This window comes from Janthinobacterium sp. HH104 (assembly GCF_001758715.1).
Classification (GTDB): Bacteria; Pseudomonadota; Gammaproteobacteria; order Burkholderiales; family Burkholderiaceae_D; genus Janthinobacterium; species Janthinobacterium aestuarii.
This window is the reverse complement of sequence record NZ_LRIB01000027.1, coordinates 343535-367686: the sequence shown is the minus strand read 5'-3', so window position 1 is coordinate 367686 and position 24152 is coordinate 343535. Positions and strand designations below refer to the sequence as shown.

At 59.0% G+C, this 24152-nt stretch carries 22 protein-coding genes and 1 pseudogene; 12 read left to right on the top strand and 11 right to left on the bottom strand.

Translation table 11 applies throughout. The annotated features are described in order from the left end of the window. Window positions 1-616 precede the first annotated feature (616 nt). The 6 genes and pseudogenes from JAB6_RS10765 to JAB6_RS28385 all read right to left on the bottom strand — a co-directional run bounded on the left by JAB6_RS10765 (window position 617) and on the right by JAB6_RS28385 (window position 8495). Entirely contained in the window at window positions 617-2497 is a 1881-nt protein-coding gene (locus JAB6_RS10765) for an ATP-dependent endonuclease (RefSeq protein WP_070302815.1), read from the bottom strand. Window positions 2498-2711: 214 nt separating this feature from the next. After that, window positions 2712-3061, bottom strand: a pseudogene (locus JAB6_RS28395) (transposase); the annotation flags it as partial. A 200-nt stretch (window positions 3062-3261) separates the two neighbouring features. Then, the gene (locus tag JAB6_RS28915) at window positions 3262-3774 is read right to left on the bottom strand and encodes a TetR family transcriptional regulator (protein ID WP_139143346.1); all 513 of its coding nucleotides are present in this window, start codon (window positions 3772-3774) and stop codon (window positions 3262-3264) included. Continuing rightward, window positions 3771-5714, bottom strand: coding sequence for a tyrosine-type recombinase/integrase (locus JAB6_RS10760; RefSeq protein WP_070302768.1), 1944 nt, complete (start codon window positions 5712-5714; stop codon window positions 3771-3773). The genes JAB6_RS28915 and JAB6_RS10760 overlap by 4 nt, the downstream gene beginning before the upstream one ends. Then, window positions 5714-7375 carry a tyrosine-type recombinase/integrase gene (locus JAB6_RS28390; RefSeq protein WP_083292654.1) on the bottom strand — a complete coding sequence of 554 codons (1662 nt, stop codon included), beginning with the start codon at window positions 7373-7375 and terminating at the stop codon, window positions 5714-5716. The genes JAB6_RS10760 and JAB6_RS28390 overlap by 1 nt, the downstream gene beginning before the upstream one ends. After that, window positions 7365-8495, bottom strand: coding sequence for a tyrosine-type recombinase/integrase (locus JAB6_RS28385; RefSeq protein ID WP_083292653.1), 1131 nt, complete (start codon window positions 8493-8495; stop codon window positions 7365-7367). Before JAB6_RS28385 ends, JAB6_RS28390 begins: the two co-directional genes overlap by 11 nt. Window positions 8496-8587: 92 nt before the next feature. Here JAB6_RS28385 and JAB6_RS10755 point away from each other — a divergent pair, with 92 nt between their 5' ends. Both JAB6_RS10755 and JAB6_RS10750 read left to right on the top strand, forming a co-directional pair. Beyond that, entirely contained in the window at window positions 8588-8896 is a 309-nt protein-coding gene (locus JAB6_RS10755) for a ComEC/Rec2 family competence protein (protein ID WP_175444528.1), read from the top strand. A gap of 90 nt (window positions 8897-8986) precedes the next feature. Beyond that, window positions 8987-9496 (top strand): hypothetical protein, encoded by a 510-nt coding sequence (locus JAB6_RS10750; protein ID WP_070302766.1) that lies wholly within the window; start codon window positions 8987-8989, stop codon window positions 9494-9496. Between the two features lie 21 nt (window positions 9497-9517). Here JAB6_RS10750 and JAB6_RS10745 read toward each other — a convergent pair whose 3' ends face one another. Continuing rightward, complete coding sequence (locus tag JAB6_RS10745) at window positions 9518-10441, bottom strand: LysR family transcriptional regulator (protein ID WP_070302765.1); 924 nt, start codon at window positions 10439-10441, stop codon at window positions 9518-9520. A 149-nt stretch (window positions 10442-10590) separates the two neighbouring features. Between JAB6_RS10745 and JAB6_RS10740 the strand changes: the two genes are divergently transcribed. From JAB6_RS10740 to JAB6_RS10720, 5 genes are all read left to right on the top strand, one after another. Next, window positions 10591-11352, top strand: coding sequence for a TSUP family transporter (locus JAB6_RS10740; RefSeq protein WP_034756294.1), 762 nt, complete (start codon window positions 10591-10593; stop codon window positions 11350-11352). Between the two features lie 32 nt (window positions 11353-11384). Further along, window positions 11385-12080, top strand: a complete 696-nt coding sequence (locus tag JAB6_RS10735; protein ID WP_070302764.1) for an HAD family phosphatase — start codon at window positions 11385-11387, stop codon at window positions 12078-12080. 58 nt (window positions 12081-12138) lie between these two features. Further along, a complete protein-coding gene (locus JAB6_RS10730; protein ID WP_070302763.1) occupies window positions 12139-12939 on the top strand; it encodes an alpha/beta fold hydrolase in 801 nt (266 codons plus the stop codon). Window positions 12940-13072: 133 nt separating this feature from the next. Then, on the top strand, window positions 13073-13642 hold the full coding sequence (dcd, locus tag JAB6_RS10725) for a dCTP deaminase (protein WP_034755486.1): 570 nt from the start codon (window positions 13073-13075) through the stop codon (window positions 13640-13642). 122 nt (window positions 13643-13764) lie between these two features. Then, window positions 13765-14106 carry a FlxA-like family protein gene (locus JAB6_RS10720; RefSeq protein ID WP_070302762.1) on the top strand — a complete coding sequence of 114 codons (342 nt, stop codon included), beginning with the start codon at window positions 13765-13767 and terminating at the stop codon, window positions 14104-14106. 39 nt (window positions 14107-14145) lie between these two features. Here the strand turns inward: JAB6_RS10720 and JAB6_RS10715 are convergent, their stop codons facing one another. Further along, the gene (locus tag JAB6_RS10715; RefSeq protein ID WP_070302761.1) at window positions 14146-15624 is read right to left on the bottom strand and encodes an ATP-binding protein; all 1479 of its coding nucleotides are present in this window, start codon (window positions 15622-15624) and stop codon (window positions 14146-14148) included. Between the two features lie 2 nt (window positions 15625-15626). Continuing rightward, entirely contained in the window at window positions 15627-16316 is a 690-nt protein-coding gene (locus JAB6_RS10710; protein ID WP_070302760.1) for a response regulator transcription factor, read from the bottom strand. 193 nt (window positions 16317-16509) lie between these two features. On the opposite strand from JAB6_RS10710, the gene JAB6_RS10705 reads away from it, so the two are divergent. Next, window positions 16510-16788, top strand: coding sequence for a hypothetical protein (locus tag JAB6_RS10705; RefSeq protein ID WP_070302759.1), 279 nt, complete (start codon window positions 16510-16512; stop codon window positions 16786-16788). Window positions 16789-16919: 131 nt separating this feature from the next. Then, window positions 16920-17762 carry an intradiol ring-cleavage dioxygenase gene (locus JAB6_RS10700; protein WP_070302758.1) on the top strand — a complete coding sequence of 281 codons (843 nt, stop codon included), beginning with the start codon at window positions 16920-16922 and terminating at the stop codon, window positions 17760-17762. Here JAB6_RS10700 and JAB6_RS10695 read toward each other — a convergent pair. Both JAB6_RS10695 and JAB6_RS10690 read right to left on the bottom strand, forming a co-directional pair. Next, on the bottom strand, window positions 17759-19198 hold the full coding sequence (locus tag JAB6_RS10695; RefSeq protein ID WP_070302757.1) for a DUF1501 domain-containing protein: 1440 nt from the start codon (window positions 19196-19198) through the stop codon (window positions 17759-17761). The two genes, JAB6_RS10700 and JAB6_RS10695, sit on opposite strands and share 4 nt — an antisense overlap. 10 nt (window positions 19199-19208) lie before the next feature. Next, window positions 19209-20996, bottom strand: a complete 1788-nt coding sequence (locus JAB6_RS10690) for a DUF1800 family protein (protein WP_070302756.1) — start codon at window positions 20994-20996, stop codon at window positions 19209-19211. A gap of 413 nt (window positions 20997-21409) precedes the next feature. On the opposite strand from JAB6_RS10690, the gene JAB6_RS10685 reads away from it, so the two are divergent. From JAB6_RS10685 to JAB6_RS10675, 3 genes are all read left to right on the top strand, one after another. Further along, the gene (locus tag JAB6_RS10685; protein WP_070302755.1) at window positions 21410-21976 is read left to right on the top strand and encodes a hypothetical protein; all 567 of its coding nucleotides are present in this window, start codon (window positions 21410-21412) and stop codon (window positions 21974-21976) included. 74 nt (window positions 21977-22050) lie between these two features. Beyond that, complete coding sequence (locus JAB6_RS10680) at window positions 22051-22785, top strand: hypothetical protein (RefSeq protein WP_083292652.1); 735 nt, start codon at window positions 22051-22053, stop codon at window positions 22783-22785. Between the two features lie 4 nt (window positions 22786-22789). After that, window positions 22790-24145, top strand: coding sequence for a hypothetical protein (locus tag JAB6_RS10675; RefSeq protein WP_034755504.1), 1356 nt, complete (start codon window positions 22790-22792; stop codon window positions 24143-24145). The last annotated feature ends 7 nt before the right edge of the window (window positions 24146-24152 follow it).

Genomic DNA, 24152 nt, shown 5'->3' with positions numbered 1-24152 from the left:
CATCGTAGTAACGCGATCCAGTTCGCCGGCGATCGATGGAGGGGCGCTGAGATCGATCCAAGTTCGTTACGTGGCCTTTAGTCCGCAACGTGTCGTTTGCTGCACACTAGCGGCAGGAATCGGCCCAGGCTTTGTAAAAACGCGAAGAAAATCCGATAATAAAAAAGTCAGGCTCACAGAACGGCCGCTACGCGATTTTCTTGGGGCTGGGAAGGGTAACCCAACCCCATGAAAATTTGAAGTTCTTGCATTTTTACACAGCCTGGGCCAGAAGCGGACGGACGGCACACAACTATGAACCACCGCTGTCGGCTGATTGCAATCGTTCAGTTTTTCTTCGTCAATGGCTGTGAATGTCCATGTTGAATGGCGGTATGAGCGCGTATGTCGAACTTTGTTGTTCAACCTCACCTTCGTTTGCGCGAATTTACTGGGGGCAACTAATCTTGATGCCTGTGCTGATTTAACGTCAATGCCAACACTTCAATGTATCGAGGCTTTTTACCGGCTGTTCAATTTAGCATTGGGTATTCGGTCGCCCCCCGCCTATGAATGAAAAATGGCAGCACACCAACCGATCGTTGTGTTCAGAATTATTTGACCCCAGCAGACCTGACTATTTACTTTTCACTTTGACCAGGATCTGTATAAGCATCTCTGGCACCGCTCCTTCGGCCTTGAGTGTTGCTGTCCGGTACGCGAGTTGGTTCTTCGCGAGACTGATACCTGCGGCAGCCTCGACGTTATCGCATGCAGTGATCCATTCGAGCCAGTTCGCCGATAGGAACGCTTCAAGATGATCCTCAAAGATCGCTATCTCGTCGCCAACGAAAGCAGATGGAAAATCTTCTTCAGCGAGGTCGAAGTACTTCAATAACACTCGATTCGCTGCCACATGGCCCACTCTCTCGGCATCAATCTTGTTCTGCGCCTTCCCATTTGCCTTCGCACGGGCTTCAAACCCGCCATCCGCATCGAAGAGCGCATAGACAGGGATACCGATCGACGTCAGGATCGCATGTGCGAGTGGGATCGATGTTTTTCCTCCTACGGGGACGACAGAGATGCCAGCAGCCTCAAGCGAGCCGAGAGATGTTTTATCACCAATGCCGTAGAACACTGATGACTCTGTCGTGCCTTCCACGAGGAAAGCGCGATGCGCGAAAAGCGCCACGGAAAGCTGATTCGCAATGATGCCATCGAGCTGACGCTCAACTGTATCGGCGCTCAGTACTCCATTCAGCCTGGCCTTCACGTCATTGAGTGTAGCGCTGTGGACAGTGACTACAGGAGTTTCGTCCGACGACCTAGTTAGCCGCCTGACTTGGTTGAAATGTCGCGCCTCAAGGAAGTAGGGACTATGGGTCGCGTAAGTAACTTGTATGCGCTTGCCTGCGTCTTCAGCGAGCGACCGGAGCACTTTCGCGAACGTATGTGCCTGGATCGGATGCTGATATAGTTCCGGCTCTTCGATCGCCAAACAAATGATACCCTCTGCCGATGCTGCACCTGACTGCGCCAAAAGCTGAAGCGCCGAGATCAGAAGTGTGCGCTGAAAGCCATGCCCTTGGCGCTCCACGGCGGTCTCGGTTGTACCATCGCGTACGGCTATTTGGAACGTGGTTCGAGGGGCCTTGAGTTCCACTTCTGTTGGTGAAACCGTGATAGCCCGACCAGGGGAGTAAGATGCGACGACTCCGTTTAATTTCTCCGACATTGCCTCAAGCTGTAACTTGAACTTTTCGTCGTAGACTTCTTGTTGCTTAGCACGTGATTCTTCTACGATCTTCGCGATTTCCTCATCGGCAGCAGCACGATCGACTGAACGTTCAAGGATTCGACCGATAATGCTCGACTTCCCGTCAATCGACTCTTCGCTAGCCCGAAGGTCGGCAGTCACCAGGACGAAATCGAAAAGGCCACTCATCTTGCCACCGCTGTTGAAACCAAAGAAGTTGGTTTGTAGGGACTCTGGCGCTTCGACAAGCTGGTCGGTGTGATCGGCTTCCCAGGTCGTCATAGCTTGGTTTGCAGCCTCGACACTGCTCCAAGCTGGGAGACCAAGCGATGAATTTGAGCTTCGCAGGTCGTTGTAAGAGGCTTTTTTGTCGGCCGCTGATGTCTTAGCGCGGATAGTGTTGAACGGCGCGTAGTTCTTTGAGTTCGCAGATAGGCTTTCAGCTCCGTCTGGGCCGCGACGCTTCCAAGCTGTGAAGGTACTGACCCCTGCTGGAGCGTACTTGCCAAGTTCAGCCCGATCCTTTTCGGTGAGCTCAGCGAATGTGACTTGAACCTCAATATTTTCGTCAATTGCGTCGAACGAACAGTCCTTCTCAGTCAACGAACCAAGCTTGCCGTTAAAGTACCAATCGAGCGCACGAAGTACAGTTGACTTGCCGGCCCCGTTCGGGCCAATGAATGTTGTGACAGAATCGAAGGGGATCATCACGTCTTTCAACGTGCGGAAGTTCTTGATACGAACGGATTGAATCTTCATTTCAGGTTCGAGCTCCTTGTGTCTTTTGCCAGACGATGCGACCAAGGATAGCATCTTGCTCATCCGAAAAATACATGGATTCTCACGCCTGCAAATCTGATGTATATGATGAATAGCCAGACTGCGGTCGGACTGACTTAATAAGTAGTGTGCGGAGGGATTTGGTGACGAGTTACAACTAATTTGCAGCGCAAAACCGAGTGTCAGGCGACGGGAGCCCGTTGGCTTCAAGCAGGTGGCGGAACTTCAGCAAGGTTGTTGCTCCCGGAGCCGACTCTCGACCTAGATCGATGCCGAAAAATGCGCGAATCGATTGGCTGTCGTAGATCGTATCTTCGGTGCTTTCGTCAGACAAACCAAAGCATTGCTTGGCCACATACATGCGCAGCATGCGCGCCAGTCCGATCGGTGGCCGGCCGACGTCTTCGACCTTCGGATAGAACGGCTCGATCAGATTGTGCAGCCTGTCCGCCGCGTCACACTGTCGATCTCGGCCAGGAAGTGGTCGCGCCGCGTCAGCTTCTTCTTGGCGGCGTATTCAAGGTCGGAAAAGCACTTTTGCATGATCGATGCCGAACAGTCAGGATGCCGTTATTGTTTCAGGTAGGTCCGCCGCAGGGAACGGCGTTTGATATATAAATCAGTGACTCGCTAAATCCTTAACCGGCAGCAAACCGCTTCGTGTTTCGGTTGTATGCATGACTTCTCCTCGCCTTGGATACCGTCAGCGGCACCCAAGTAAGGGATTTTCCAGTTTGAACGCTCTACGATTCTGGGTGCCGAGTCGTAGGAGGAAAAGAAAAAATTCGTGGTTCTGATTCTCTCTTCACAATTTGCTTACGCAAATCTGCAATAATTTGATCTCGCACTCTAAGCGCTTCGCTTAGTTCCTCAATTTTTGCGTCGAGACGGTAATTGATTCGCGCTAACGAGGCAACCTGCCGCTGCGCGTCTTCCACCATTTTGAGGTATGAAGTTTGTCGAGTTGATTCTTGATCTATTTTTACTTTCTCATTTGACCGGCCGTCAGTAGTTGCGGTCTTCAAATTTCGAATTTGCGCGAGTACCGGTTCGTGAAATCGATATAGGGTTGCCCTATCAACTCCCGCTTCACTAGCCACTGATGCAGCTGAGATCTTTGTTCCAGGATTGTGATTACGGGATATCCCAGTCAGCAGGCGATGAAGGGCAGCCTCCAGTTTTTCGCGAGTATCCTTGATAGACTGCTGTTTTTGTGATGCTAGAGCTTCGATAGTTCGGGTAGACATTTTGCTCATTTTTCACTTTCTCCATCGAGGCGTTTGAGAACTTTCTCAGCTAAGCCGAGGATCTCGAGGGTTCTCGCCTTACCCCCCGGCCCGATATCGTCGAGGGCAAGCGCCTCTTGCTGTTGGTCACGAATGCCGGCCCAGACGGGACGATGTTCGGGGCCAATGATTCCATAGTGGCAATCCACGCAAAGCTGAGCCTCAAAGACACAAAGGCCACCGCACCCCATCCCCTTGGCATTACCCACACACCACGAATGTCCTGTTCCGTTTAAGGTTAATGTCCCAGCATACTCTGCAATTAGCGCTTCCTTATTTGCGGATGTACGGACATTTGAGCGCCAATCGTTGAGCCAGTGGGTACCGTTCGCGAGCGGAAACTCTGACGTTAGATATGTTCGTAAAACTCCATTTTGTCGAGAGATTTTTTCGTGTGAGACCATTTCAAGGAGTTCGGTGTCTGCTCGGTATTCGTCGGCCGCCCCGTCAACGTAATACATGGTCATGTCGAGACTCCAGTGCCCAAAATGATCGCGAAGTGTTAGAAGGTCACCTAATTCGGCGCGTGCTACGAACCGAGCATAGGTCCTGCGGAATTGATGTGCGTGGAGCGGATACGGCTGTATATTATCATCCTTAATATTGTGATCTATGCAAAATTTTTTTAGATCAATGTTCAATTGCTGCCCGGAGAGCACGGATATCGAATTTGAAAATTTTGTCGAAACCGAGAGAAATAACTTGTGCTTCTGATGTTGAATGGTATGGGCTCGCTTACTTAGACGCTTCAGCGATTCTGCGTCTAGGTTGCGACGATTACTGTCTCGCAACATGGATTCAAGTTCCGCTTGTTCGTCAAGCATTTTTTTGCGCAGCTGTTCGGTTAAGCGCGATAGCACCTCCACAGCGCTAATCACGATTTGAGGGACAAGCCATTTCTTTGGACGTACGCCGGTTTTGTAAATCGTCCCGAGAAGCCATACGATATCAGTTGTATCGTCCGCACTTCGGGTCTGACTGATGCAGTCGACCTCAAGTGACATCATCTCACTATCACGGATCCCAGAGAACATGTCGATCACAATGTAGCAAGCAGTACGAAGATGAATGACTTGTTTTTTTAAGTCATACATTCCAACGAATCCCTCCATGCGAGCCGCCTCTGTTCTCGCATCTGTTTGTACTTGGCGATGACACTCAGACTTTGCCGTTGCTGCCCGCTCAGTGGTCTGGACCGCATCAAGTATTCGCGATGAGCGGTTGGTCACGTATTCGATTGCACACTGAGCCAACTTGTTGGCTACTGAATCCGGGATGAATTCAGTGGTTGGTGTTCGATTTCCCCCCGATCTTTTTTTCCCACTTAAAGATAATGCAGTCTCGTGTGGCCAAGGGTGAGAATAAAGCCCATCCCGTATTTTTTCGCGTTGGAGGTATAAGTATTCGACGATGTGTAGACGGTAATGGAGCGTTGAATCTGCGACAAACGAGCCATTTACGCTGCTTAGTCGGGCGACAGGGACGTAGTCCATTGTCTTGTCTTGTAGTTCGCTGAACTGTGATAAGCCTTTTGAAACCATCCAACGCAGTAGTGGCTGAAGAAGTTCGAACTTTGCGATTAACGTGTTCATGGATGGCCGCTTCTTTCCTTCAATCGGATCCGCGAACAGTGACCAAATGAAATCTTTTGTTGACTCTAAAAGTAGCCCATGTTTTGGCGACGTAAGCTGCTGGCCGTCTGGAAGCCCTATACACCAATTTATGATTTTATCGGAACTACTCAAGTTTTCCTGAGGAATATACGGGTAAAAATCCCAATACTCATCGCCATAACGACTGACAACGAGGACTTGGCCGTTGTCTCCATTTAGCATTGACACCGGAACGCGAGACTTCTCCTGATAGTTGAGGTTTTTAAGTGAAGCAAAGTTCAGCAGGCCTGACTTCATTATGTGAATCCTTTCCATGCAGGATGGGGATTAGTTTGTGCTTTATTTCTAGCCTCTAGTACTTTCTCTGATGGGAACTGCGGCGCAATTTCGTCGTCAATGCGCCGTAAAATTGGCGCGTATGTTTTAAGCCAGTGATCGGGTCTTAGCTTCGAGCGTTCAGAGAGTAAGCGGAAATAAAAACTAAACAGTCTCCACAAGTCATCTTCGAAGACGAGCATGTTCGGGCATCGGAAGCAGGTAAAGAATTTCTTACAGACAGATTCCTCTTCGCGAAATGGATTGCGGCAATGAGCTACTCCTGTGCTATATCCGCTGGTCAATAGGCCTTTTATTTCGGTAATTGGAATGCTTCCGTCTGCTGCCAAAACTGTCTTTCCATGCGATTCGAGGCGCACAAACTTAGCGACCATTCCTTCAGCCACGAAGGAGTGGTTACGTGTCGCATCACTCGTTAGATTGACATATGAGCGAGCGGTCGTCTCAACGCTGGCATGTCCTAGTGCTTGTGAAACCTTGCGGATGTCATGCGTTCGGCGGTATAGCTCGGTGGCGAACGTTGGACGGAAGCGTCCAAAGCTTAACGCCAACGGTTTTCCTTGATCGTCGAGAAGCGAATGTCGTTTAGAAAAATCTCTGATTCCTGTTTTCGCTTCCAGGCGAGTGAGCCTGATAAGTTTATCTTTACGTTTTCCGCGAGAAACAGACCATAAAAAAACGAATGAACTATGGCGCTCTTCAATTTTCATGGAAATTGGGGAAGTGAACGCGCACAATGCACGAAAGTGATCACCTACGCTCGTCGGTATGGCATGGGTTCCATTTACCGTTTCAGGAGTTATCTGAGATTTTCTGACCGAAGTGGCGAAAGTGGTCCATCCGCGTCGTTTTTGGGTGAACAAGAGTTCTCGATCCTTTAACGGATGGTCTCTTAGACTGTCCCGCCGGAGTTCAAGAAGGGGTTGTAAATTTTCACCTGTGGCAGAGGCCAGGACCAATAAGTACACTACAAGAATTTGTAGCGAGGGAAGAGAATGCACGTTGCTTTCATTGATATGCTTGAGGTCGTTGTTTAATGCCTGTAATATTCGACGATGTTCTTGGTTTGAATAGGGCTGTCTTTTTAAAGATAATTGGTTCGCGTTCGGAAACGGATTTTTGGGAAAAGTTAGGAAAGGGCTGACAGCATCAGGATCAAATCGTTTTCGATTGAAGAGGATGGTCTTGATGGCTGAGTAAGCTGTCCGCTTCATACCGGTTGAAAGTTTTTTTCCAGTATTCTTCTGGTTGCTCGCGACGGTTTGAAGTTCGAGCCATGTGAGATAAGCATCAATGCAACGTCGATCAATTTGATCGAGTCTTGTTATGGCCTCTCCAGAGAGCCGAAAGTCATCTAGAAAATTCCAAAACTTGCGTATCGAGTTAAGGTAACTCTGTAATGATGCCCCTTCAGATACATGTCTCATACTCCAAAATGCATCTCGAATGCTACCCGCAATTTCATCGCGTTGGTAGTTTCTCATTTCTTGAAAATCGAAGTATATAAGGCCGAAATTCGGGCAGTCGATCGTAAATGTCCACATTGGTGGCATGTCGGTCGGTTTTAGTTCATCAACCGCAGATTTTATTTTTCGATCGACTCGCGGCCGGCTAATTTTCATTACGCAGCTCCCTTAATACTTCAATTTGATAGTCGTCGACTTCAGTATTTTGCAAAAGATCTGCAGCGTGAATGTAGATTTCCGTGGTTGTTATTGAACTGTGGCCCATACGATCGCGCACCCAAAGTAAAGCCTTCGTTTGGCCGACTTTTTCGGCCATGCGCAGCAATTCATAAGTTCCGTAGGTGTGACGAAGCATATGTGGGTGGCATTCGATTTGAATTTTTTTGCTGACCTTTGCAAATGCGTTATTCATATAACGAATTGAAAACTCTTCCCCATACTCAGACAAGAAAACTCGTGAACTTTCCCTTCCGTGTCGTCGCATGTGTTCGGCATTGCGTTTCGGCCAAACGCTACAGAGAAAATTCCAAAGCGCGACAGCTAAATCATATGGGAGCATTACGGTTCTTGTTTTCATGCCCTTGGTTGGAGTGATGCTTGATTGAAGGATCATTGGCATCTGTCTGGACGGATCGTGGCCGCATGGGTTCGGTAATACGTTAAGGTTGAGGCCGATGATTTCCTCACGCCGCATGCCTGTCAGCAACGCGAGATAGCCCATCAGCTTCAGTCCATGAGGTGTAATCGCTTCCAAAAATGAAATTGCTTTAGGTAGGTGTAGGAACTGGGGAACCGGTCTGTAGCTTTGCATCGTGAGAGAATTTGCGGCAAATCGATGCCCAGAAACGTCTATATGAGCTAGTACGCCTCTGTTCTTTGCGATTCTGATCTCCTCGGTTCTAAAAGGGGTTTGTTGAGTGAGATTTGATCGTACCGCCCATCCATAAAAACCATTCACGCAATTTAGTCGTTGATTTACGGTGCTGCGCGAGCAGCCTCGATCAATCATTCCATCACGCCACGCGGCCACTTGTGGGTGAGTCACTAGCTGCCAATCTATGGCGTTGGCCTCGAGAAACGAGAAAAATTCGTAGATATGGTTGGCGTATGTATGCCAGGTTCTTACGGATCTCGTTCGTCCGTTAACAGCGGCGATAAACCGCAGGTAAGAGTTGGGAGCGGACACCAATTCCATCTCTTCATCGCACAGGAAGGGGACCGACGGGCGAGGCAGCCCATGCCAAATAAATTGTGAGTCAGTGAAGAACAGCTGCACGTCATCTCTCCTGCAACGAATCCGAAATTTTCGGTAAAGAGCGGATACCGCATCGCAAAAAGCGCAGAGTCTGTGAGCACTCAAGGTTGAAGATGCGCAAATTTTATTTTACAAAACCGTGTCCGGCTTACGCAACACTTTTTTGGGGGAGATATCATGGCAGCGGTACGTCATCGACGCCGGCATTTTTGAGTGCCGTCCATCCGGCCCTGGCGATTTTCCAGGTGGGACACAGGAATCGCTATAAACATCCGAAGCCGCAAGTGTATGCGCGCTATGGCGACATGGGCATTGCCCGGCTGCGCACGGATGTGACGGGGGCGGTGGTGCTGGAGTTCGGGGGCAATATCGACGTGACGCGGTATCGGGCCAGCCGGCCGCGGTACTGGCATGGGCGCTAGCGGACGCTGCTGCATTAATGGTATATATCGGTCATGGCTTGGCAGGCTAGGCAGCCCGGGAGCTGCCTGGATTATTCTGAAAGGATAAAGATGGGCTGGTTTAGTTGGAAGAAAAAGGCGGCCGTGCCGGTGCCCAGCTTCGAGGCGCGGTTCCGTTCGCAAAGCAAGCAGTCGAAGACGCTGTCATATGATTTGCAGGGACGGCAAGCAGACGCCGTTCGCCTGCAGCATCCGTATTTGTATCATGTAACGGACGTGCCAACCGCCGAGGCCATAGTGAAGCAGCGGCAGCTGCAAGGCGCTTTTGCCTACGTGACGCTGTCGCAGGGATTGCAGGGGGCACTTTCGCAGGCGGAAAGAACCGGCTGCGTGCCGGTTTTTCGCTTTCAGGGGCAGGTCAGTGTCGGGCCGGCGCCGCTGGCGAAAGCGAAGGAGGTGGCTTACCACCATGTGGGTTCCGACGGCTATGTGGAAACCTTTATCGCGCATGGCACGGTGACGCCGCTGGAGCTCATCGCGATATCGTTTCGTGGCACGGCGCCGATTTATGATGTGGCGTGGGTCTTGAAAACCCCTGTTTCTGTTCGCATCAAGCCATAGCCGCCATTCATCGGCGCAGCGTCAGCTGTGCCGCTCATCCGGTATCTCCAGCCCCCGCTGCCGCACATATTCGAGAAACAGCCGCGCTCCCTTGGCCATCCTCGACGTGCCGTATACCGCATGGATGCTGGGATCGAGTTCCTTTGACGACGTCAGCCGGTACGCCGTGCAGACCCGGCGCAGGGTGCCGGCGGCCACGGCGGGTTCGGCCAGCCAGCTGGCCAGGCGCACGATGCCGGCGCCTTCCAGGGCAGCTTGAAAAGTGGCGATGCCGGAGGTGAAGCGGAAACGCGGTTGCACCTGGTAGCGTACGTTGCGCTCGCCGGAAACGAAATGCCAGTCGCGCAGGATGCGAGGGGCCGAGTGCATGATGATGTCGTGGCCGGCCAGCTCTTCGGGCTCCTCGGGCGCGCCCATGCGTTCTATATAGTCGGGCGAGGCGTACATGTAGCGGCGGTAGTTCCACAGTGGATAGCCGATCAGCTCGCTCGACTGGGGAAAGGCGCCGCGGATGGCAAAGTCGAGCTTTTCCTGGATGGGGTCGATCGATTTGTCCGAGAAATGGATGTCCACCGAGACGTTCGGGTAGTCGCGCGAAAATTGCGCCACCACTTTCGGCAAAAAGCCCAGCGACAAAATTTCCGGCGCGGAGAGGCGTACCCAGCCTTGCGGCGAGTTGCTCAGCTCGGCCAATTGGTCTTCCGCCTCGGCCTGCGTTTCCAGCAAGTGCTTGGCCGACGCGTAATATGTTTCGCCGGCCGTCGTCAGGGTGAACTGCTTTTGCGTGCGCAGGATCAGCTCGGCGCCGATGGCTTCCTCGAGGAACTGGATGGCGCGCGTGACGGCCGACGGCGAGCGCCCCAGCATGCGCGCCGCGTGGATGAAACTGCGCTTTTCGACCACGGTGCAGAAGGCGCGGATCTCCCACATCAGTTTCATCGACATCGTGACTCCCGGCAAAAGAGGCCAGTAGACCGCATGGGGCGCATTCCGTCAAGCGTTACGCCTGATTGCGTTTTCCGCAATTTGAAGTTGCATCGGAAAAAATCCACGGCGCCTATACTGCCGCTGTCGATCATTCCATATTGCCTATCATGCTGACCATCTCGCTGCTGTGTTTATTTGCCTTCTTTGCCGGCCTCATCGACGCCGCCGTAGGTGGGGGCGGGTTGATACAGCTGCCGGCCCTGTTCAACCTGATGCCGAACATGGCCTCGACGTCCTTGCTGGGCACGAATAAACTGGCCTCCGCCTGCGGCACCACGTTTGCCGCCCGCTCGTTTGTCGGCAAGGTGCATATCCCGTGGCTGCTGGTGCTGCCGGCCGTGGCCAGCGCCTTTGTCATGTCCTTCATCGGCGCGGCGGCCGTGTCCTACGTGCCGCAGCAAGTGGTGCGCCCGATGGTGCTGGTGCTGATCATCATCATGGCCATCTACACCTTCATCAAGAAGGATTTTGGCACGACCCGCGAAGCGCGTCCCATCGGTCCGCGCGAACGCATCCTCGCCATCGTCATCGGCGGCGCCATCGGCTTTTATGACGGCCTGTTCGGGCCAGGTACGGGCAGCTTTTTGATTTTCCTGTTCATCCGCGTCTTCGGCTTCGATTTCATCCTTGCCTCGGCTTGCTCGAAGCTGGTGAATATCGCCACCAACGTGGCCGCGCTGGCCTTCTTCATTCCCGCCGGCCACGTGGTGTATGCGGTGGCCGCACCGATGGCCGTATGCAATATCCTGGGCGCCTTGACGGGCACCTGGATCGCCGTGCGCCGCGGCGCCGCCTTCGTGCGCATCCTCTTCCTCGTGTTGCTGGTGCTGCTGATCGTCAAGTTGTCCTACGACATCTTCTTCAAGTAAGTATTGATAGATAACAAGAGCGACAACAAGCCATGAAAACCATCCAGGGCGTGCTGTGGGACAACGATGGCGTGCTGGTCGATACCGAACAGCTGTTTTACGAAAGCAACCGCGACTTGCTCTTGCCTTACGGCATAGACCTGACGCCAAAGCAATTCTTTGACTGGTTCCTGGACAATAACTACGGCGCCTGGCATGTGCTGCTGGGGCAGGGCCACGAGATCGAGCTGGTCGAGCGCCTGCGGGCCGAGCGCACGGTGCTGTTTGCCGAACGCTTGCGCCAGGCGCACCGGCTGGCCATGCCCGGCATCGGGCAAGTACTGGCGGCGCTGCGTCCGCACGTGGCCATGGGCGTGGTCACCAGCGCCTACGAACAGCATTTTCGGATCAGCCATGCGGCCACGGGCTTGTTGCACCACTTCGACTTCGTGCTGACGCGTGAAATGTATGGCGAGAGCAAGCCGGCGCCCGACGGCTACGAGCTGGGCTTGCAGCGACTGGGCCTGGCCGCCGCCGACTGCGTGGCCGTGGAAGACTCGCCGCGCGGCTTGCGCGCCGCCAATGCGGCCGGGCTGGAATGCATCATCGTGCGCAATCACATGAACCGCGACCACGCGTTTGACGAGGCTTTTTGCGTGGTGGATTCAAACGCCGAGCTGGGCGAAGTGCTGGCTTCGTTCGTGCCCGGCATGGCGCCAGTGCGCCCGCAATTAGAGGTCTTCCTCTGATCCGTCTTGCCGGCATGCCATTACAATTGCCTATCGCATTCACCGGCACCGTCCCACGATGACCCTCCCGCAACTGCACTTTGCCCACGCCAACAGCTATCCTGCCGGCACCTACCGCAAGCTGTTCGGCTTGCTGGGCCGCCACTACACCGTGCAGGCGCTCGACATGCATGCGCACGACCCCGCATATCCCGTCAGCACGGGCTGGCCCGAACTGGTGCGCGAGTATATCGACGACCTTGAGCGCCGCTACAGCGGCCCCGTGATCCTCGTCGGCCACTCGCTCGGCGGCATGCTCAGCGTGATGGTGGCCAAGCAGCGTCCCGACCTCGTGCGCTGCGTGGTCTTGCTCGATTCGCCCGTGGTGGCGGGCTGGCGCGCCTTGCTGGTGCGGCTGGCGCGCAACACGGCGCTGGGCGAGCGCTTCTCTCCATCGCGTTTTTCCGCCAGGCGGCGCAAGCTGTGGCCCGATGCGCAAGCCGCGTATGAGCACTTCGCGGCCAAGGACATGTTCGCCATCTGGGCGCCGCAGGTATTGCGCGACTACATCGACAGCGGTCTGGTTCCTCATCCGGAAGGGGTGCAGCTGCGCTTTACGCGGGAAGTGGAAACGCAGGTGTATCGCAGCTTGCCGCACCATATCGGCGGCCTCGTCAAGGACGGTTTTCCAGTACCCATCGGTTTTATCGGCGGCACGGAATCGGTGGAATGCCGCCAGGCGGGCTTGACGGCTACGCGCAAGCTGGTCGGCAAGTTTTTCCGCCAGGTGCCGGGCGGCCATCTGTTTCCCATGGAAAACCCCGAGCTGACGGCGCAAGTGGTGCGCGAGATGATCACGGCATTGCTGGCGAAACAATAGAATATCGCCGAGGATTTTCAGGGGATGGGGGCCAACAGCGGCGGATTTTCGCGTAAAATCCTGCCATCCGGGCTGCACCTGCACCAGATGTGCGGCCCCAGCCATTCCGATATTCTAGAAAGATACCCCTGCGATGACGATTAAAAGCGATAAATGGATACGCCGCATGGCGGAAACAACGGGCATGATCGAGCCGTTCGAACCGGGCCAGGTCAAGGAACGCGACGGCAACCGCATCGTGTCCTACGGCACGTCCAGCTATGGCTATGACATCCGCTGCGCCGACGAGTTCAAGTTGTTCACCAACATCAACACGACCATCGTCGACCCCAAGGATTTTGACGCGAACAATTTCGTCGACGTGTCGGGCAAGGGCTATTGCATCATCCCGCCGAACTCGTTTGCGCTGGCCCGTACCGTGGAATATTTCCGCATTCCCCGCAACGTGCTGACGATTTGCCTGGGCAAGAGTACCTATGCCCGTTGCGGCATCATCGTCAACGTCACCCCGTTCGAGCCGGAATGGGAAGGCTATGTGACCCTGGAGTTTTCCAACACGACACCGCTGCCGGCGAAAATCTACGCCAACGAAGGCGTCGCGCAAGTGCTGTTCTTCGAGTCCGATGAAGTGTGCGAAACGTCGTACAAGGACCGTGGCGGCAAATACCAGGGCCAGGTCGGCGTGACATTGCCGAAGACCTGATTGCGGCACAGGGCGGGGTGACCGTCTTCTTTACCTGCCTTTACCTGCCTTTACACCGGCCGCACTAGTTCCGCACCCCATGCCTGCCGTTAACCTTGGTATCGAAACACTGAGGAGGCAGTATGGTAGCGGCAATCGGTTCGGGCGGCGCAGTCGGCGCGGCCGGTAGCGCCAGTGCGGGCAGCGGCTCGCAGATCGCGGCGCTGCAAAAGCAGATCACGGCGGCGCAAAAGCAGTTGACGGAATCGCAGAAGGGCGAGCAGACGGAGGCGTCGCAAAAGCTGCAGCAGCAGCTGGCGCAGCAAATCCAGGCCTTGCAGGCGCAGATTGCTCAGTTGCAAGCAACAGCCGCGCAACAGGCGGCGCAACAAGACTCTCAGACGGCCAGCAGCGCCGAAACGGCGGCCAGTCCAGCTAAATCCGCCTCGTCGACCCTGGGCAGCATCATCGATACGCAGGCGTAACAACACATCTACACGTAAAACGCCAGGCTCGCCGACAGGTCAGCCTGGCGTTTTGACGGGCAGCAGCATTTCCACGCACAAGCCGCCACCGCTGCGCAAGCTGGCCCCTATGCGGCCGCCATGGGCGCTGATGACGTGCTGGGCGATGGCCAGGCCCAAGCCGTGGCCATCCGTGCTGTGCTGGGTATTGCTGGCACGGAAGAACGGTTCGAAGATGCGGGCCAGATCGGCGCTGGCCACGCCGGGTCCCCGGTCCAGCACGGCGATGCGCAGCCAGCCGGTCTGGCGCGACAGATCCACTTCCACCGTGCCGCCATCGGGGCTGTGCTTGATGGCATTGCGCACGACGTTTTCCACGGCGCGCGCCAGCAATTCGGGCTGGCCCGTGACGCTGGCGTCGGCCATGGCCGCGTCGCCCGCCAGCGCGATGTCCAGCTGGCGCGCCCGCGCTTCATAGCGGGCGTCGTCCACGATGTCGTGCACGAGGTCGGCGATGCCGACGTCTTCGCTGTGCGTGTGCCCGGCCCCGGCTTCCAGCCGCGACAGGGTCAGCAACTCACCGATCAGTTTATCCATGCGTTCGCTTTCGCGTTCGATGCGCTGCATCGAGGCAGCCATCTTTTCCGGCTGCTGGTGCGCCAGGCCGATGGCGGCCTGCAAGCGGGCCAGCGGCGAGCGCAGTTCGTGCGATACGTCATGCAGCAGGCGCGTCTGGCTATCTATGAGGTTGCGCAAGCGGCCCGTCATGCGGTCGAAATCGCGGCCCAGGTCCGTCAATTCATCGCCGCGCTTGCCGTTGGCCTGAAAGCGCGGCGCCAGGTTGCCCTGCGAGGCGGCCTCGAACGCCTGCCGCAAGTCGCGGATGGGGCGCGCAAAATACCAGGCCAGCAGGAAAGAGAACAGCAGGCTGGCGGCGATGGCGGCGGCCAGGGGAATAAAGGTGCGGTAGGGCGTGTCCATGCGCGGGGGCGGGCCGCGGCTGAATTCGCCGCGTAGCGGCGGCGCGCCCGCTGCGTTGGGCTGCGGACCGGGTCCCATGGCGCGCGGGCCGCTCATGGCGACGGCGTTCAGCGTGTCGCGCGCGGCGCCCGCCTCGGCATTGCGGAAGCGTTCGGACGAGGGCAGGAACAGCAGGTAGCGCTTGCCGTCGCTGCCGGCCGCGTCGCGCACGACGGGATGGGCCTGGCCCTCTCCCTGTCCCAGCATGGCGCGCGCCTTGGCCAGCATGGTGGCATGCACTGTGCGGCCCATCAATTCTTGTCCTTTGGCATCGACGGCAAATACGCGCATGCGTTCGAGCTTGCCGAGGAATTGCCGCAAGGCCTGGCTGCCACCCGCTTCCAGGGTGGCGCTGGCGGCCTCGATGATCATTTGCGCGGGCGGACTGGTGTCGATGTCGAGGGCCCGCTCCTGCTGCGCGGCCCGGTTTTTCAGCCAGAAGGTGCCGCCGATGCCGATGGTGGCCGTCACTTGCGCCAGCATGATGCACAGAAAAAACTTCCAGAACAAACGGCCCACGCTTACTCCTTGATCAGCTGGTAGCCGAGGCGGTACACGGTCTGCAGGCAGGAACGGCCGTCGGCCAGGCTGCCGAGCTTGCGGCGCAGGCTGCTCAAGTGCACGTCGATATTGCGGTCGAAGCGGGCCATGGGCCGTCCCAGACCCAGTTCCGACAATTGATTCTTGCTCACGGGCTTGCCCGCATGGCGCACCAGCACTTCCAGCAAATTGAATTCCGTGCTCGTCAGTTCCAGGTGCGCGCCGGCCCAGGCAACGCGGCGCTGTTCGGGCCACATCGTCAGTTGCCCCACGGTCAGCGGCGCCAGGCCCGACGCATCGTGCGGCGCCGCTTGGGCGCGGCGCAGGATGGCGCGGATGCGCGCCGTCAGCTCGCGCGGCGTGCACGGTTTTGTCACGTAATCGTCGGCGCCCAGCTCCAGGCCAACGATGCGGTCCGTATCGTCGCCGCGCGCCGTCAGCATCAAGATGGGCAGGTTGCTGCCGGCGCGGATGCGGCGCAGGGTTTCCAGGCCATTCATGCGCGGCATCATGACGTCGAGGATGGCGATCGCGTACAGGCCCGTCAGCGCTTCGGCCGCGCCGCTTTCGCCGTCATGCACGGCGCGCGCGTCGAAACCTTCCTGCGTCAGGTATTCCTGGAACATGCCGACCAGTTCCACATCGTCATCGATTAACAAAACCTTGCTCATGCCTGTGCTTTTTTCGGGTGAATATCGTCCGATGATAGCAGCCAACAGAGGTTGCTCACGGCGGTTTTACCCGCTTTTACACACGTCCGCTTACATTTTCTGCCCTTCCTTTACGCGCTTTTACGCGGCCCTGACGTTGCTTTACACGCCAGACGCCGACAATCAGGGCTGACCGTTACGAAAGGAAATCCCGATGAAATACCTGAGCATCATGCTATCCCTGTTGCTGTTGTCCGCCTGCAGCATGCCCTTGCTGGCGCTGGCCCAGCCAGGGCCGCCGCCCGGCTCGCCGCCGTTTCGGCATGGCATCGAGTTGAACGAAGCGCAGCAGGACAAGATTTTCGCCGCCACCTATGCCCAGGCGCGTTTCGAGCAGCAATTGCTGGCCGTGCTGACGCCGGAACAGCGCCAGCAGGCGCGGCAGCGGCACGACTGCCGCCAGGGCCCGCGCCACCTTGAGCGCGCCGAGTAAGTGGCCGGCGCGAGCACAGGGAGAGCCAGCATGCGCATCCAGGCGCTCTCGCGACGGACCACGCAGGTGTTGTACCTGTGCGCCAGCCTGAGCCCCGCCCTGGCGGGCTTACCCCAGTTGATGGAATATATATGGAATTACATGATCACGGTCTGGCATCCGACCTCGAAATGATGCGCCGGCAGGCGGCTGAACGGCGGCAAGTGCTGCGCTGGCTGCTGGCCGGCGCCGCCACCCTGCCTTTGATCAGTTGCGGCGGCAGCTCGGACGCCAGCGATACGACGGCAGGCAGCAATGCCGGCACCGTCACAATACCGACTGCGGGCGCCTGCACGGTGATCCCCGAAGAAACGGGCGGGCCCTATCCGGCCGATGGCACGAACACGCATGGCGGCAGCATCGTCAACGTGCTGAACCAGTCAGGCGTCGTGCGCGGCGATATCCGCGCCAGTTTCAATGGCGCCACCGGTGTGGCGGCGGGCGTGCCACTGACCATCGAATTGCAGCTGCTCAACGCCAGCGGCGGCTGCGCCAGCCTGGCCGGCTACGCCGTGTATCTGTGGCATTGCGACCGCGACGGTCTGTATTCGCTGTATTCGAGCGGCGTCACGGCGCAAAATTACCTGCGCGGCGTGCAGGAAACGGACAGTACTGGCAACCTCAGCTTTACGACCATCTTTCCCGGCTGTTACGCGGGACGCATGCCGCACGGGCATCTTGAGATCTACCCGAGCCTGGCCAGGGCGGCCTCTGCCTCGAACCGCATCAAGACCTCGCAATTCACGTTCCCGATGGCAACCTTGAACGAGGCCTACGCGGCCAGAGGCTACACGGCCAGCGTGCGCAACCTGGCGCAGATCAGCTATGCGAGCGACAACGTTTTCAGCGACGGCACCCGCCTGCAGATGGCCACGGTGACGGGCAATGCCACCGATGGCTATGTCGCCACCCTGGTGATCGCCGTGAACGGTTAAGTCACCGTCATGAAACCCAGGTCGCGCCGGCTGAAGTTGCCGATGTTCGGGAACACCTCGGCCAGCTGGCTGTCGGCCACGCCGAACCATTTGCCCAGGGTGGCGCCGTACTGGTCGACGGACGTGGTCGGCAGCAGGGCGCCGGAACCGACGTCGAGCGCATGGCCGACGCCCGTGACGGGGAAGGCGCCATAGATGTCGCGGCCCTTCACGGCACCGCCCACGACAAAGTGGTGGGCGCCCCAGCCGTGATCCGTGCCATCGCCGTTGCTGCTGAAGGTGCGGCCGAAGTCCGACGCCGTAAACGTCGTCACCTGGCGCCGCAGATCCACGCCCTGCAGGGCTGCCAGGGTTGTGTCGAAGTACGCGAGCGCATGGGCCAGGCGCGCCATCAGGTCGCCATGCAGCACTTTTTGCCGGTCATGCGTGTCGAAGCTGCCCAAGGTAACATAAAACACTTGCCGTTTTGCCCCCAGGGCGCCGCGCCCGCCGATGATGCGCGCCACCGTCTGCAATTGCACGGCCAGCGGATTGACGCCGGACGCGCCCGTGTTCGGATTGATGTAGGGCGGCGGATTGGGCACGCCGCCCGTGCCAGCCGCCAGCATGGCGCCGCTCAGTACGCTCTGGCTGGAAATGGCGCGCTGCACGACGGCCACGTGTTCCTGTTCGATCAGGTCGCTGCCCGCCTCGTTGATGATGGCTTGCAGCGCGCCCGCGCCGCCCGTGCTGCCATACAGGCTGCCGCTCATGCCACGGATGGGCACGGCGCCTGCCTGGCCCACCTGGAACTGGCGCACCTGGCGTCCGCTGAGGAAGACGGTATTGCCCGCAGCGGAAATGGCCGTGAACATGGCATTTGTATTCAGCGAGCCGGCCACGTCGGCCACCCGGCCGCCCCAACCCACGGTGGCGCCTTCCGGCGAACCCGACTGCCATGTCGATTGCTGGTCGTTGTGCGAAAACAGCTTGGGTGGCAAGGCCACGCTGCCTGCCTTGTACTGCGCCAGGGTGGCCGGCTGGATCAGCGTGCCTACATTGGCCACGATGGCGGCGCGGCCATTGTCGAACAGGCCTTTCAACGGCGCCAGCTGGGGATGCAGGGCGAAGGCGCGGCCCGTTTGCGCGGTGGCGGGCACGATGGGCAAGACGCCGCCCGTCTGGCCCACATCGGGCAGATGGATGGAATCGCCGCCGCCCGTGTTGCGCAGGCGCGTGTATTCAGCCCACGAGGTGGGATCGGTGGCCAGCACCGTGTTGAAGGCGTCGTTGCCGCCTGCCATGAACAGGCAGACCATGGCCTTGTAGTCGCCGGCCGATTGCGCGGCGGCATTGCCCATGGCGGCCAGGTTCAGGGCGAAGGGGGCGGCCGTGGTGCCGGCCAGGCTCAGCATGGAGCCGAGGAAGCGGCGGCGGGAAAATGGGGTGTTTTGCATGTGATCGCTCTTACTTTTGTACCAGGTAGGCCGGCGAGGCCATGGTCAGGAAAATGGCCAGCTTGACGCGGTTGGCCTGGGCCGTGGCAACTTGCGTGGCATTGCTGGCCGTGGCCGCAGGGATGCTGATGCCATTGACGGCGGTCAGGATTTGCCCGCGCAGCCTGGCGGGCATGCTGCCATGCATCAGGAGCAGGTTGATGCGGTCGAGCAGGGCGCCCGGGTCGGCGGCCAGCGCCAGTTCGCGCGTATAGTCGGGCTTGATGGCGCGGCCGTCGCCCACCCCGCTGTTGATGGCTTCCTGCATGAAGTTCAGATAGCCGGTCACCGATGGCTCTGCCGTGATCTGCAGTTCCGGCGCCACCAGGCCCGCGCTGGCCAGGGCGGAGTTGGGCGGCGTATAGCCGGGGCGGAAAAAACTGAACACGGAGGGCGGATTCAAGGGACTCTGGCCCAGGCCGCTCAAGGGGTCGTCGAGGTAATACAGGTTGTAGCGGCCACTGGCCGGCTTGGCATCGAAGGCGCGCATCCAGCCAGCCAGGCGCAGCAGCGGCTCGCGCAGCTTGCCCGTGCGCAGGGTGGTGCCGCCTGGGGCCAGTGCCTCCGGATCGAGCAGCACGGCGCGGATGATGGCTTGCATGTCGCCGCGCACGCCGCTGCCATTGTTGGCAAACACGGCTGCCACACGGCCCACGTAAGCGGCGCTGGGATTGCTGCTGACCAGGCGCTGGATCAGCTGGCGGGCAAAGAACGGCCCCGTATTCGGATGGTTGAACAGGGTGTCGAGCGCCAGTTTCAGGTCGGCCTGGCCGCTGCTGGCGCCGGAAATGCTCTGGCCGAGGAAGCGCTTGTCGCCGCTGGAATGAAAGGCCGCGTAGTTCTGCATCGGCTTCCAGTCACGGTCGGGGTCGGTCGTGCTGGCATAGAAGCGCGCGTCGCTCTGGTCCGGACCGGCCCAGCTCCAGCCCGTAAAGACGCGGGCCAGGCCCGCCACGTCATCGTGCGTGTAGGTGTCGATAGGCTTGCCACCGGACAATTTCAGGCTGCCATCCGCATTCAACTGGTATAGGCCGATGGTAAACAGCTGCATCACTTCGCGGGCGAAGTTTTCATCGGGCGTGCGCGTCGCCGATTCCTTCTGGTTGCGCAGGTGGGACAGGTACAGTCCCATCATCGGATGCAGGGCCACGCCTTCGAGCAGGTTGCGGAAATTGCCAAAAGCATGCTGGCCCAGCATGTCGTAGTAACTGGCCACGCCACGCACTCTTGGGCGCACGGACTCGTTCTGCATGGAAATGACGAAGATTTCGGACAGGGCAAAGGCCATGCGCTGGCGCAATTGATCCTCGCCGCGTATGCCCTGCTGCCAGAATGTTTCATACACCCCCGTAAAGCCGACCGCTTGCCCGCCGGCGGCCTGCGTCGCCAGCATGGCGTCGATATATTTCCGGTGCAAGGTTTGCGGCTTGGAAAACTGCGCGCGGAACCACGCTTCGCTGTCGCTGGCAGCCAGCGCGTCGATGGCGGCCATATTGGGCCCGAACGTGGCGCGGCCCAGGAAACGCGACGCTTCCTGGCGGGTGAAGGTGACGGCCGTCCGGCTGGCTGGGGGCGTGGTCAGGGGGGGAGGCGGGATGGTATCGCCCGCCGAGCTGTCGGAGGCGTCGTTCGCTGGCGGCACGACCGAGACGTCCGGGTTCTGGATGGAGCCGGTTTTGCTGTCGCCGCCACCGCCGCAGGCGGAAAGCAGGCTGAACAATGTGATGGCCAGTAAACGGCGCAAAGTAGGATCAGTCATTAAGTTTCTTTCAGGCAATCAAATTCTAGCCCGTTAATTGTAGGCCTTAGCTACCAAAATCCTGTTTTCAATTAACTATTTACGTGTTGGCCACGTTTTCAGTTGCCGGACGTTGGCGTGATGTTGTGGTTGTTTTTGATGCTGTAGAGCGAACTTTGCTGTTTGAAAATAAAAAATATTTTTTGCCGATCGCAGCCACTGTGGTGGATAGGCGACGTAATAAATTTCATCGAATTAAGCTTGTTTGAAAGCTCATGGACAGAGCGAAAACAGCTTCGCCGGAAACCATGGTTTTTACGCTATCGGCGAAACGCCGTTCGCCGCTACCCGCTCCTCTCCCTTGTCCTTGCTGGCACGGCCCTTGCGATAACAGGGCATGGGCCGCGTGCCTTCCCTTGTTGCCGGAGCCTGCCATGACCAGCCGTCTGCTCGCCTATCGTCCCGAAATGGAATTGCCTGAAGCGCCGGGCATGCTGCCTTTGCAGCAGGAAGATGAACTGGCACTGGCGGCGCAGTTGCTGGAATTGCAGGCGCCGGCCCAGTTCGATGGCTTTTTGGCGCGCCAGCTGGGCGCCACGGCGGCGGGGCAGCAAGTGCGCGGCACGCCGTTCGAAGGGCCGCTGCGCCAGTTGCTGGGCAAGGTGGTGGCGCCCCTGCTGCCCCTGCATGGCGGTTCGCCGCAGGCGCTCAAGCGGCGCGCGGCCGGCATCTTCGGCATGGAACTGGAAGGATTGAGCCCGGAAGACAAGGAATTCGAACTGGCGCGCCAGGTCGTGCACCTGATCGATGCCGTCAATACGGCGCTGGCGCAGGACGGCGGCACGGACGCGCGCACGCCCAGGGCGAGGGTGGAAACGGCCTTGCTGCAAGTGGCACGCAGCGTGGCGCCAGGCTTGCTCAGGCAGGCGGCGCAAACGCCGGGGCGGGACGGTGGCCGCTGGCGCCGCGAGGGCGGGCACATCGTCGTGCTCGATTGTTAACCGGACGGCCATCTGTCCGGCGCTGTAGTGTCAACTGAGGTGTCAACCAAGGTGCTAACTTTTAGGAGCTCATCATGCATGACTTAGATCGTACGACCCTGGAATACGGGCAGGAGATGTCCGGCTTTGAAGCGGAACAGTTCGAGTTTGGCCAGGGCGAGTGGAGCGGCGAGGGGGGCGCGAACGCCATGTTTTCCGAGACCGAGGAGATGGAACTGGCGAATGAACTGCTGTCAGTCAGCAATGAAGCGGAACTGGAACAGTTTCTCGGCAATTTCCTGCGCAAGGCCGCCTCGGTGGCGGGCGGCATCATCAAGTCGCCCGTGGGACAAGCGATCGGCGGCGTGCTCAAGGGCGTAGCGAAAAAAGCCATCCCCCTGGCCGGCGGCGCCATCGGCGGTTATTTCGGCGGCCCGCTGGGGGCCAAGATCGGCAGCGGCCTCGCTTCGGCCGCCGGCAACGCGCTGGGGCTGGAAGCGGAAGCGTCGTCGAATGAAGACCGCGAATTCGAGGGCGCCAAGCAGTTCGTGCGCCTGGCCGCCGACACCGTCAACCGCGCCGCGCAGGCACGCGGTGCGGGCGACCCGCGCGCCATCGCCCAGGCGGCCGCCAGCGCGGCGGCGCGCCAGTTCGCGCCCGGCCTGCTGGGACGCCCCGGCAGCCAGGTGGCCACGCAGGGCGGCAGCGGCGCCGGTGCGGGCGGCGGCATGACGCAGGGGGGCGGACGCGGCCAGGGCCAGGGCGGCATGCGCCCGGCCAGCGGGCGCTGGGCGCGCCAGGGCCACAAAATCGTCCTGTACGGCGTCTGACATCATGGCCATCGGCGCTTACGCAGCCTGGATGCTGGCGCAGGAGGCGCGCTCGCTGCTGACGCGGCTGGCGCGGCTGGAACCGTTCGCGCTGATCGAGCCGACGGTGCTGGCGGCCGCCCTGATGCCCAGCGCCCAGTCGGCCATCGAAAGCCAGCTGGTGCAGGGCCGGCGCGCCTTGCGGCGCATGGTGGCCCAGTTTCAGTGGTGGCTGCGGCGCGAGCACGCCGACGGCGCCAGCATGGCCACGGCCGCCGAGGCACAGCGCCGCTTCACCTTCCTGCGCCTGAAATTCAATGCCGCGCTGACCCAGTTCGACCTGTTCAACGAAGTCATCACGCAGCGCAGCGAGCACAAGACGGGTGTGTGGCTGGCCGGCCTCGACATCGTTGCCGCCGACGCGCTGGCGCTGCCCGGCAATGTGTACCAGGCGCCGCCCGTGATCTGCTACCTGGACCGGGGGCCGGGCGCGGCCATCCGCCGCGCACGCACGCGCCTGCCGGGTGGCGGCGACAATCCCGTCGCCATCATCCGCCTGCCGCGCGAACGCATGATCGGCAGCAGCATCGCCTCGTCGCTCGTGCACGAGGTAGGCCACCAGGGCGCGGCGCTGCTGGACCTGGTGGCGTCCTTGCGGCCCGTGCTGCAAGCCATGCAGCACGGCGGCAGCGGTGCCGTGCACGTGTGGCAGCTGTGGGAACGGTGGATTTCCGAGATCGTGGCCGATTTCTGGTCGCTGGCGCGGGTCGGCGTGGCCGCCACCCTGGGCCTGATCGGCGTGGTCAGCCTGCCGCGCGTGTTTGTCTTCCGCCTCAATATCGACGATCCCCACCCGGTGCCATGGCTGCGGGTACGCCTGAGCTGCGCCATGGGGCGGGCCCTGTATCCGCATCCGCAGTGGGACCGCCTGGAGCAGCTGTGGCTGTCGTACTACCCGCTGGCTGGTCTGCCGCCGGCCCGGCAGCGGCTGCTGGAACAGTTGCAGGCCAGCATGGCGGCCCTCGTGGGCTTGCTGGTGCAGCACCGGCCGCCGGCCTTGCGCGGCGGCTCGCTGGCCGAAGCCATGGCCGTGCGCACGCGCCAACCGGCCATGCTGGCGCAGCTGTTGCGCAGCTGGACCCTGGCGCCGGCGCAGATGTACCAAGCCGCGCCGACCCTGGTCTTCGCCGTGCTGGGCCAGGCGCGCGCCAGCGGCACCTTGAGCCCGGAAGACGAAAGCGAGCTGCTGGGGCGTTTGCTGACCCACTGGGCCCTGCGCAGCACCCTGGACACGTCGGAGCTGTGCGCCGATGTCGTGCGGCATGGCCGCCAGTCCGGCAGGCCGCTGCCGCCCCTGGCATCCCGTTTGATTATCCATTGAGGAGAAT

Coding starts and splice junctions, on each gene's coding strand:
- JAB6_RS10710 (WP_070302760.1), bottom strand. CDS start 16,316: ATGAGCAAGGTTTTGTTAATCGATGACGATGTGGAACTGGTCGGCATG.
- JAB6_RS10760 (WP_070302768.1), bottom strand. CDS start 5,714: ATGAAGTCAGGCCTGCTGAACTTTGCTTCACTTAAAAACCTCAACTAT.
- JAB6_RS28915 (WP_139143346.1), bottom strand. CDS start 3,774: ATGAGCAAAATGTCTACCCGAACTATCGAAGCTCTAGCATCACAAAAA.
- JAB6_RS10750 (WP_070302766.1), top strand. CDS start 8,987: ATGGGCTGGTTTAGTTGGAAGAAAAAGGCGGCCGTGCCGGTGCCCAGC.
- dcd (WP_034755486.1), top strand. CDS start 13,073: ATGACGATTAAAAGCGATAAATGGATACGCCGCATGGCGGAAACAACG.
- JAB6_RS10755 (WP_175444528.1), top strand. CDS start 8,588: ATGCGCAAATTTTATTTTACAAAACCGTGTCCGGCTTACGCAACACTT.
- JAB6_RS28390 (WP_083292654.1), bottom strand. CDS start 7,375: ATGAAAATTAGCCGGCCGCGAGTCGATCGAAAAATAAAATCTGCGGTT.
- JAB6_RS10675 (WP_034755504.1), top strand. CDS start 22,790: ATGGCCATCGGCGCTTACGCAGCCTGGATGCTGGCGCAGGAGGCGCGC.
- JAB6_RS10700 (WP_070302758.1), top strand. CDS start 16,920: ATGGAATTACATGATCACGGTCTGGCATCCGACCTCGAAATGATGCGC.
- JAB6_RS10695 (WP_070302757.1), bottom strand. CDS start 19,198: ATGCAAAACACCCCATTTTCCCGCCGCCGCTTCCTCGGCTCCATGCTG.
- JAB6_RS10705 (WP_070302759.1), top strand. CDS start 16,510: ATGAAATACCTGAGCATCATGCTATCCCTGTTGCTGTTGTCCGCCTGC.
- JAB6_RS10740 (WP_034756294.1), top strand. CDS start 10,591: ATGCTGACCATCTCGCTGCTGTGTTTATTTGCCTTCTTTGCCGGCCTC.
- JAB6_RS10720 (WP_070302762.1), top strand. CDS start 13,765: ATGGTAGCGGCAATCGGTTCGGGCGGCGCAGTCGGCGCGGCCGGTAGC.
- JAB6_RS10745 (WP_070302765.1), bottom strand. CDS start 10,441: ATGTCGATGAAACTGATGTGGGAGATCCGCGCCTTCTGCACCGTGGTC.
- JAB6_RS10690 (WP_070302756.1), bottom strand. CDS start 20,996: ATGACTGATCCTACTTTGCGCCGTTTACTGGCCATCACATTGTTCAGC.
- JAB6_RS10765 (WP_070302815.1), bottom strand. CDS start 2,497: ATGAAGATTCAATCCGTTCGTATCAAGAACTTCCGCACGTTGAAAGAC.
- JAB6_RS10730 (WP_070302763.1), top strand. CDS start 12,139: ATGACCCTCCCGCAACTGCACTTTGCCCACGCCAACAGCTATCCTGCC.
- JAB6_RS10685 (WP_070302755.1), top strand. CDS start 21,410: ATGACCAGCCGTCTGCTCGCCTATCGTCCCGAAATGGAATTGCCTGAA.
- JAB6_RS10680 (WP_083292652.1), top strand. CDS start 22,051: ATGCATGACTTAGATCGTACGACCCTGGAATACGGGCAGGAGATGTCC.
- JAB6_RS10735 (WP_070302764.1), top strand. CDS start 11,385: ATGAAAACCATCCAGGGCGTGCTGTGGGACAACGATGGCGTGCTGGTC.